Annotated in this window: 9 protein-coding genes; 4 read left to right on the top strand and 5 right to left on the bottom strand. The window is 60.2% G+C overall.

Annotated elements, in window-relative coordinates; translation table 11 throughout:
• The 4 genes from F4V54_RS08995 to ychF all read right to left on the bottom strand — a co-directional run.
• Nucleotides 1–616, bottom strand: a 616-nt coding sequence (locus tag F4V54_RS08995) for an ATP-binding cassette domain-containing protein (protein ID WP_428840491.1), incomplete at its 3' end; no start/stop codon positions are given.
• On the bottom strand, nucleotides 609–2,393 hold the full coding sequence (locus tag F4V54_RS08990; RefSeq protein ID WP_249041276.1) for a hypothetical protein: 1,785 nt from the start codon (nucleotides 2,391–2,393) through the stop codon (nucleotides 609–611). The genes F4V54_RS08995 and F4V54_RS08990, both read right to left, overlap by 8 nt.
• Nucleotides 2,394–2,620: 227 nt before the next feature.
• Nucleotides 2,621–3,025, bottom strand: coding sequence for a recombinase family protein (locus tag F4V54_RS11780; RefSeq protein WP_246874935.1), 405 nt, complete (start codon nucleotides 3,023–3,025; stop codon nucleotides 2,621–2,623).
• A gap of 18 nt (nucleotides 3,026–3,043) precedes the next feature.
• Entirely contained in the window at nucleotides 3,044–4,132 is a 1,089-nt protein-coding gene (gene ychF, locus F4V54_RS08980; protein WP_034664660.1) for a redox-regulated ATPase YchF, read from the bottom strand.
• Nucleotides 4,133–4,248: 116 nt separating this feature from the next.
• On the opposite strand from ychF, the gene F4V54_RS08975 reads away from it, so the two are divergent.
• The 3 genes from F4V54_RS08975 (at nucleotide 4,249) to F4V54_RS08965 (ending at nucleotide 7,802) form a co-directional block, all read left to right on the top strand.
• Complete coding sequence (locus F4V54_RS08975; protein ID WP_376998172.1) at nucleotides 4,249–5,754, top strand: AI-2E family transporter; 1,506 nt, start codon at nucleotides 4,249–4,251, stop codon at nucleotides 5,752–5,754.
• Nucleotides 5,755–5,817: 63 nt separating this feature from the next.
• Nucleotides 5,818–6,948 (top strand): DNA recombination protein RmuC, encoded by a 1,131-nt coding sequence (locus F4V54_RS08970; RefSeq protein ID WP_150386910.1) that lies wholly within the window; start codon nucleotides 5,818–5,820, stop codon nucleotides 6,946–6,948.
• Nucleotides 6,949–6,959: 11 nt separating this feature from the next.
• Nucleotides 6,960–7,802 carry a DUF6542 domain-containing protein gene (locus tag F4V54_RS08965; protein ID WP_150386909.1) on the top strand — a complete coding sequence of 281 codons (843 nt, stop codon included), beginning with the start codon at nucleotides 6,960–6,962 and terminating at the stop codon, nucleotides 7,800–7,802.
• Here the strand turns inward: F4V54_RS08965 and F4V54_RS08960 are convergent.
• Entirely contained in the window at nucleotides 7,799–8,761 is a 963-nt protein-coding gene (locus tag F4V54_RS08960) for a 4-hydroxy-3-methylbut-2-enyl diphosphate reductase (RefSeq protein ID WP_150386908.1), read from the bottom strand. The two genes, F4V54_RS08965 and F4V54_RS08960, sit on opposite strands and share 4 nt — an antisense overlap.
• An 87-nt stretch (nucleotides 8,762–8,848) precedes the next feature.
• Between F4V54_RS08960 and F4V54_RS08955 the strand changes: the two genes are divergently transcribed.
• Nucleotides 8,849–9,422: exodeoxyribonuclease VII large subunit (locus F4V54_RS08955; RefSeq protein ID WP_170253142.1), on the top strand; the 574-nt coding region annotated here is incomplete at its 3' end.

Genomic DNA, 9,422 nt, shown 5'->3' with positions numbered 1-9,422 from the left:
CGTCCGCAGCTCGCCGCAGGAGCGCGATAACTTGGTCGCGGTTAGTGGGGTCGAGGGAGGCGGTCGGCTCGTCAGCGAACACATAAGCCGCGCCGCGGAGCAGGGCTCGGGCGATCGCCAGCCGCTGCTGCTCGCCTCCGCTGAGAATAGCTGCCGGCCCGTCGAAGGGGACATCAAGACCGACTTCGCCGAGGGAGTGCAGCAATTCTTCTTTGGAGTATTGCTTCCTGGATAGCCCGAGGGTGAGGTTATCTTCGCAGCTTAGTTCGGGAATGATTCCGTGGTCTTGGTGGATTATCGCTGCGCGTTCTCGCCAGAACCTCCGCCTCCGCTTCATCCTCCACGCGGAGGCATTCTCACCGTCTATCCGGAGGAGGCCGTCCGCCGGCGGCAGGAGCCCGGCCAAGGTGTTGAGCAGCAAAGTCTTTCCGGAACCGCTGGCTCCACAGATGGCGACAAAGCCTGGCCCGGGTAGGGAAAACGTTGCATTTTCCACGAGGGACTTCTTCACCATCCGCGTGCTGCGCCCCACAGAAAAAGTCGACTCCGCGGCGAGACAGAGATGAGAGGTGGAAATCTCCGGCGGCAGAGTGGGGGACTGATTGGGGCTAGCCAATGACATTGTGACTCCTAGGGGAGGCGGACATGTGCTGAGAAATACTGAGACGGACAAAACCGAGGTAGACGATTAAGACAAGGCAGCTTAGCGCGGTGAAGGTGTAGAGGAACGGGTTCGGAAGCAGTAGCGGAGCCAGGACGGACAATATGACGACAACTGTCAGGCTGACCAGTTGGCTTTTGAATAGTCGCCACATCGTTTTGTCCGGTGATTGCCCAGCGCTGTGGAGGAGTACCAGGAGGCGACGGTGAACTCGGAGCTGGATGCGCGCCTGGACTATCAAGGCCGCAAGCGTGGCGAGCAAAGCTCCGAGGACGCTCAGGATACTCAGCCAGAACAGCGCCGTGCTGGCTACTAGTTCGGCCAGACCGCGATCGGCCGCGCGTACCGGGTACACGTAGCCTTCGAGGCCGGCAGCGGTAAGTTCTGGACCCAGTTCCGAGAAATCCGCGAAGAGCAAATTTTTACTCGAAGCTGTGGAGCTTAGGAAGTCTGCGTCGAAGCCGGATAGATCGTCCGTTTCAAGCACGTAAAAACAATCGCCGGGAACCAGTTCCCCCGACATTGTTCCACTAATGAATCCGACCGCATGATCGGCACTGACCGGTCCAATTTGCGCAGACTTAAGGAGCAGGTCGCCGGATTCCTGAGCCCACAGATCCACGGAAGCTGCGAAATGCTCTTGGGCTGCGGAATAGTCGACCGAGTGGTTGTCGTCTCCGGGACGGAACTGATAATCCTGCAGATCGTGCCATTGGCGGTTAGCAAGTGCCACGGGGCAGGAGTCCGGCACACCGGTACCTTCTTTCGGCAAAGTATGGCTGAGGACAGCCCCGTGCTCCCGTTCCCAGCTGAGCGCGAAGTCGCGGAAGTTCTCCTGCACACTGGGCGGCAAGAGCTCGCCTCCTTCCGCGCGGCCAGCAGGGCCGTCGAAGTTGGCTGAAAAATGCAAGGCTCCAAACTCCGCGAGAGATTTCCAGGTCTGTTGGGCCTCGGATTCCTGCTGGTAGGAGCGGAGCGCAGCCGCTGAGCTAAGACCCGCTGCTACAAAGGTCACGCAGGTAAAGACCGAAATTACTTTCAGCGCTTTTCCCGCCGCCTTCTCTGCGGGGGCACGCTGCCCCAGCAGCGCTACTGCGCGGCGCAACAATGGGGCGGTGACGGCTACGGCCAAACCGGTGGTAGCCAGGGCCAAGCCTATCCCGGCGGCGTAGAACCTGAGGAACAGGAAGGCAAAAGAATAGCTCCCTTGGCGGGCGAGGAATGTACTCGCAAGGCCAATGAGAACTAGGTGCGGGAGGATGACAAAGGCCCATTGCCGCCAATTGCCTTTTTGACTGCGGTGCCCGCCATTTATTGTGCGCAGCGCTGCCAATCTAAGACCGGAAACCCGAAGAACAAATACCAGGGCAAAAAGGGAAACGACAAATAGAAACAGGATCGCCACCAACGCGGGCAGGCGGAATACGACCGATTGGATGAGGTGAAGGAACTGCGTCTTTTCGCTTAGCCTGAGCCCGTCATTCCTGGCCGATTCGTAGAAGTGGTTCGCATTGCCACCCGTTGCTTTGGGAACCAAGACGTAATCACCGTGGTAATCCAGCGACCCAAGCTCACTGGCCGCTTGGCTCAAGGCATCCGGCCGGTTGAGCCGGGGAATGCGTTCCGGTGCTGGATAATTTTGCTCCAGCGGGATGAAAACCTCGTGGGAAGTCCCGCTTGCGTCATCGGTGCCAGTCAGCCGGTAGATGGAGTAGCCGTTCTGCTCGGCCAATGAAACCAGTGAGTTACGGATTACCGTCGGTGCGTAGTCTGACTCAAGTTCCTCCGCGAGTGAAGTCTTAGGCTCGACGTAGTCAAGACTAAAGGTTGATTCGACCCCTAAGGACAAGGGCTTGGTGGAGTCAACCAGGGCTGTCAGCAGCCACCCAGTAGTCGCGATGACTGCAGCAAGAAGTAGGCTCAAAAGCCCAAGTACTAGGGGTCGAATGCGCATGAGTTCTAGCAGAAGTTGTAGTAGTAGCTGTCCTTAGTGCCCGGCAAATTCGTTGCCCAAAGCTCGGCGATCGACTTCTGGCCGCCGCGGGTGTTGATGCTTCGTTGCGTTCTGCCGTTGACGGTCACAGTCGAAGTATGGCACCGATTCACGGTGAAATAAGAACGCGCCTTAGCGTTCCAGAATCCGTCGATCTCGCCGCGCTCAAAGGACGCCACCATCGCGTCGTAGTCGGGACGGTCCACGTCCTTCTTTGATGCAGAGATCGATTGATCGACGTAGGTATGCACGACGTCCCAGCCGCGTTGCTCGGCGAGGGCTTCGCAGTCCTGACGCTGCCGGTCGATGGCGAGGCCGTCCATGGCAGCATCTAACGAGATACGGAGGTAAATAGCAGCGCGTGTAGTCATACGCTATTCATAGCGCATTTAGGTTACATTGAAACGAAACTCCACGACGTCCCCATCGGCCATGACGTAGTCCTTGCCCTCCTGGCGGACTTTGCCTGCGGCGCGAGCTTCAGCCATGGAGCCGAGCTGGTCGAGGTCTTCAAAGGCAACGATTTCGGCTTTGATGAAGCCCTTTTCAAAGTCGGTGTGGATCACGCCGGCGGCCTTGGGGGCGGTGTCGCCTTTGTGGATTGTCCAGGCGCGGGCTTCCTTCGGGCCGGCGGTGAGGTAGGTCTGCAGACCGAGGGTCTCAAAACCAGCGCGGGCCAGGGTTTCCAGGCCGGGTTCGTCTTGGCCGACGGAGGCGAGGAGTTCGGCAGCGTCATCGTCCTCAAGCTCGAGTAGCTCGGTTTCCGTCTGGGCGTCGAGGAAGACTGCCCCGGCGGGGGCGACGAGTTCGCGCAGTTCCGCCTTCTTGGCCTCGTCAGTGAGCACGCCCTCGTCGGAGTTGAAGACGTAGAGGAACGGCTTCGCCGTCATGAGGTGAAGGTCGCGGACGAGCGAGAGATCAATTTCACCGTTCTTGGCGGCGGCAAACAGCGTGCGGTCGGACTCGAGGATGGTCTGTGCTTTCTTGGTTTCCTCCACCTGCACGGCGATATCCTTGTTCTTGCGCGCTTCCTTCTCAAGGCGAGGCAGGGCCTTCTCAATGGTCTGCAGGTCCGCCAAGATGAGCTCGGTGTTGATCACCGCGATGTCGCTGGCGGGGTCGACGCGACCATCAACGTGGATGACATTGTCATCGGAGAACGCGCGCACGACTTGGCAGATCGCGTCGGCCTCACGGATGTTGGCTAGAAACGCGTTGCCCATGCCTTCACCTTCGGACGCACCCTTGACGATGCCGGCGATGTCCACGAAGGACACCGTTGCCGGCAGGATCTCCGCCGAACCGAAGATCTCCGCCAGGCGGTTAAGGCGCGTATCCGGCAGTGGCACCAGGCCAACGTTCGGCTCAATGGTGGCAAACGGGTAATTCGCCGCCAGAACCTCATTACGGGTCAGTGCGTTGAACAGGGTGGACTTGCCCACGTTGGGCAGACCGACAATTCCAAGAGTAAGGCTCACGAGGGCCCATGATAGCCGACGCTCCCGCACCCCTTAGCGCCGGATACTGCTGTGCTGGGCCGACACGGTGGTGGCAGGGATCGTCGAAAAGCGAATGCTGGGGCACAATAGGACGCGTGAGTTCAACGAAAAACAGCGACGCAACCCAACAGTCGCCCGAGGCACCAGCTGACAAGGTGACAAAGACGGGCTACGACAACCGCGTGGACCGTTCCGTTGTGCTGAACTCCTGGGTGCGCTCGACCGCGCTGTTCTCACTGCGCATGCTGGCAATCTTTGTCCTGCTTGGCGCGCTCGCCTACCTGCTGGGCAAATTCTGGGCCGGCGTGCTGCCTGTTATTCTCGCCCTCATCGTGTGCACGGTCCTCGCCCCACCGACGACGTTCATGCGCAACCGTGGTTTACCCGCTGGCCTGTCTGCCTTAATTTCCATGCTGCTGGCTGTAGCAGTGCTGATGTTCTTTGTGTCCATCATCCTGCCAGATATCATGCGCAACTCCCGCGTCTTGGTCAGCCAAGCCGCACAAGGTATTCAGAACCTACAGCTATGGCTCCAGAACCAAGAGACCCTGCCGTTTTCCATCGACGGGGAGAAGCTGGACACCGCATTCCAGGAAGCCGCGTCGTGGCTGCAGGACCGCGCCGGCGCGATCGCGGGCGGAATCTTCTCCGGAATTGGCACGGCCACGTCCATGGCAGTCACGTTCGTTGTGGTGCTCGTGCTCACCTTCTTCTTCCTCAAAGACGGCCCAAAATTTCTCCCGTGGCTGCGAAACGCCACTGGTGGCCGCGCGGGTTTGCACGCCACGGAACTGCTGACCCGCTCGTGGGACACTCTCAGCGGCTATATTCGCGCGCAGGCGGTCGTGTCCTTCATCGATGCGCTGTTCATCGGCATCGGTATCTACCTCGTTGGCGTGCCGCTCGCTTTCACGCTAGCGGTGATCACATTCATGGCGGGATTCATCCCACTGGTCGGCGCGATCGTGGCTGGGGCATTGGCGGTGCTCATCGCGCTGGTTTCGCTCGGGTTCACGCAGGCGCTGATCGTACTGGGCATCGTCATCGCCGTGCAGCAGCTGGAAGGCAATGTGCTTTCCCCACTGCTGCAGTCACGTGCGATGAATCTGCACCCGGTCATCGTGTTGGTCTCCGTGACGGTGGGTGGCGGCCTCTTCGGACTCATGGGCGCGTTCCTCGCCGTCCCTGTCGCAGCCACGGTCGCTGTAGTCTTCCGCTACATCCAAGACATGCTGCGTATTCACGCTGGGGAAGTCCGCGCCGACGACCTCAACTTCTCCACGGATGTCGGCCGCGCCCTCGCCGAAGCCGAAGAAGCAGAAAGCGCGAAATCCCGCGAAGACTTGTCCACGCAAAGTGGCTGGGCTGCACCTCATATCACCGAAAAGCTTCTCGACGCCGCACCAGCCCCCACCTCCCTTCGTCTCCCCTTCGACAAACTGTCTTTACGTTGGAACAGGGATCAAACGGCCAACGATGCGGAATCTGATGGGCAATCTGCCAAGCAGTCTTCCGGCGGACGACATACCCGCTTCGACTGGCTCAGCCGTCGCCTACCGCGCCGGGACCACCCGGACTCACACTCAGAAACTGACGAATAGATGTTCGATTAACCGCGCCGTGGCGCCTGCGTTGTGTTCCCCTCGTGTGGAACGGTGGATGCTATGTCTTACGCGTATATAGCAGCACCCACTACCCCAGTAGCGAGTGTGACACCCTTGCTGTTCACGTTCTTCCTCGGCCTTCTGCTTGGTGCAGTCGTGGGAGTTGCCGTCTATGCCCTGCTGCGCCAGCGCAACGCGCCACCGCAGCAGCAGCCCGCCCCCACCCCGGAATACGCGGCGCGCCAGGGGAAAGAACTAGAGATTCTTCGCGCATCCGTAGAGCGGCTTTCCTCCCAGATGCGTGACATGAATGAAGATAGCGCTGTCACCCAATCGACGCTGGTGGCGCAGGTGCAAGCGGTGACGAGGGCGTCGGCACGCTTGGGAGATCGTACCGATCAGCTGGTCTCCGCACTGCGCTCCCCCAACGTGCGTGGCCGGTGGGGCGAAATACAGTTGGAACGCGTCGTGGAGCTGGGCGGCATGAAGAAATACTGCGATTTTGATGTGCAGGCAACAGCCCGCGTGGACGGGCAGCTTCTGCGCCCAGATATGGTGATCCGGCTCAGCGGGAACCGCAACATCGTCGTGGATGCGAAGGTGCCTTTTTCCGCTTACCTCGATGCGCTAGCCACGGACGACCCGGAAGAAAAAGCCGGGTATTTGCGCCGACATTGCCACCTCTTGCGCTCACACGTGGACGCGTTGTCCAACAAGAGGTACATCAACGCGTTCCAGCCCACGCCGGAATTCATCGTGTTGTTCATCCCCTCCGACCCCTTCCTTGACGCGGCGTTGGAGCAAGATCCGACCCTGCTCGATGATGCGTTTGCGAAAAACATCGTCCTTGCCACACCCACCACCCTCTTCGCACTACTGAAGACCGTGGCGCTGGGGTGGAAGCACGAAGATATGTCGGATAAAGCCCTCGAAGTCCAACGCCTTGGCGCTGATCTATACACCCGACTGGGAAAAATGGCGGAGCATTACAATCGCGTCGGGGCATCCCTCGACAAGGCAGTGGAGGCTTTCAACGCCACGCTCGGCTCCATGGACTCCCGCGTCATGGTTACCGCCCGCCGCCTCCACGAGGTTGACATGCCAACCCAATCCTCCACACCCCCACCAGAACTTCGTTCCGTGTCCGCCCGCGCGCGCGTGATCCACGAAACGGAACTGCCTCCGAGGTAACATGTTGGACCGTGTCTCATGTCTCTCCACGAACGTCGCCTACCCAGGACACCACAGTGTCCGGCTTCTCTTTGGGCTCGGGACTGAGCATCCTCATCGCGGCGCTGGTCACCGGCGGCCTGATCTCCCTGTACACGCAGGTGATTGGCTGGCCTTTCCTGGCCATCTTCGCGCTGGCATCCATCATCGTGGCAACGTTTGTGAATCCCCGTGGCCTTTTCATCACCGTGGTATCAATCCCACTGTTATTCACATTCTTTTTACTAGCCACGGGGACCCTCAACGCATATTTTTCACTGCCTGAAGGACAAACATCACTCGGCCGGACATCGGTATTGGTGATTCTTTATCCGCTGGTGCAGTTTTTCCCCGTGCTCGCCGCGGTGACGCTGGGTGCGCTATTCATCACCGTCGTGCGCTATCTGCTGCTCAAACGGCTTAACGACGACATACAGCGCCACGAACTCCGCCAACGCCGCCGCACCAACGAAGCTAACCGGCGCACCGCCCGCGAAGCGTCCCGTTCACGGCACCTGCCTAAACACAAGGCTGAACCTGCCCCCGAGAGGCCCGTTGAGCGTACAGCTGAGCTGCAGCCTCAGCCTTCCATCAAGCGGACCCCTCAACGCCCTGCAGCGCCCAAACCACGGCCAAGGCGCCCGGACAGCGCCCCTACCCCAGCCTCTACCGCGAAGCGAACTAGCCGCAGTCGCAGTCGCAGCCTCAATGGCAACAGCAACCAGGTCACTGTTGAAGAGTTGTTGGCAAGGAGGCGTAGGGAACGGGAAGCGTCGAAGGGATCGTCGACAAGCAGGGTGCGCCGTAGGCTCAGCGAGGACCTGTACGGCGACTAAGCCTGCTTACGGCGCGGCACGCGCAGATCACGCGGCAACGCGAACGTGATGGTTTCTGTCGTGGTGGTGACTTCCTCGACGTTATCGAAGCCGAGAGCGCCTAGGTGATCAATCACCTCGCGCACCAAGATCTCCGGCACAGACGCGCCTGACGTCACGCCAACAGTGGTGACACCATCGAGCCACGCGTCCTCGATCTGCGTGGCGTAATCCACCAAGTGAGCGTCTTGCGTGCCGTTCTGCAGAGCAACCTCCACCAAGCGCTTGGAGTTCGACGAGTTCTGGGAGCCCACCACAATCATGAGCTCACAGCGTGGCGCAATCGCCTTCACGGCGACCTGGCGGTTCTGAGTGGCGTAGCAAATATCGTCGCTCGGCGGGTTCTCCAAGTTCGGATACTTTTCGCGCAGACGAGCAACAATCTCCATGGTCTCGTCCACCGATAACGTGGTTTGGGAGAGCCACACGAGCTTCTGGTCCGCCGGGAAATCAGGTGCCTTGTCCACGCCCTCAAGCCCATCAACAAGGTGCACAACCTCCGGCGCTTCGCCGGCGGTGCCCTCAACTTCCTCATGGCCTTCGTGGCCAACGAGCAAGATCTGGTAGCCGTCACGGGCGAAACGCTTCACCTCGTTGTGGACCTTGGTTACCAGCGGACACGATGCGTCAAGAGCAAGCAGGTTGCGGCGCCGCGCGGACTCACGTACTGCCGGAGAAACGCCGTGCGCGGAAAAGACGACGTGGGCGCCTTCCGGCACCTCGTCGGTCTCGTCCACGAAGATCACTCCGCGCTGCGACAACGTTTCCACCACGTACTTGTTGTGGACAATCTCCTTGCGGACATAAATAGGTGCGCCGTACTTTTCCAGCGCCTTTTCTACTGTCTCCACCGCACGGTCTACACCCGCACAGTACCCGCGGGGGGCGGCCAGAAGGACGTTCTTTCCGGTGCTTGACATGGTTCCCCAGGGTAATGGATTGGCGCGGGAAAGGTAAGCTGGCCCGCACGAGAGTCAACACACGAGGTAGAAGGGGGCGCGAGCACAGTGACAGGGCAACCGCCGAAGAACTCACCGGAGACTCCGTGGTCTGTGGCCCAGGTCAACGACAGTGTCAAGAAGTGGATTGAACGCCTTGGCTGGTTGTGGATCGAGGGGCAGCTCACGCAGGTGAATATGAAGCCGACGTGGAAGCTGTCATATCTCACGCTGCGCGATACCCAGCAGGAGATGAGCCTGCAGCTCACCGCGCGCACGGATCTGCTGCGCTCCATGCCGACGCCGCTTAAAGACGGTGACCGGGTGGTCGTGTGCGGCAAGCCCGCGTTCTACGCCGGACGCGGCTCTTTTTCCATGTGGGTGACGGAGATCCGCCACGTCGGCGAGGGTGAACTGCTGGCCAAAATTGAACGCCTGCGCGCGCTGCTCAACAGCGAGGGATTGTTTGATCCGGAGCGCAAACTGCCACTCCCCTACCTGCCGCGCCGGGTGGGACTGATCACTGGGCGCAGGTCAGCGGCGGAGCGCGACGTGTTGTCCGTGGCCAAGGACCGCTGGCCGGCGGTGAACTTCCGCGTGATCAACACCGCGGTGCAGGGCCCGGGCACGGTTCCGGAGGTCA

The sequence above is a fragment of the Corynebacterium tuscaniense genome (assembly GCF_008693065.1).
Lineage (GTDB): Bacteria > Actinomycetota > Actinomycetes > Mycobacteriales > Mycobacteriaceae > Corynebacterium > Corynebacterium tuscaniense.
The sequence above is the reverse complement of the archived record's forward strand: the minus strand, read 5'-3'. Positions and strand labels throughout refer to the sequence as shown.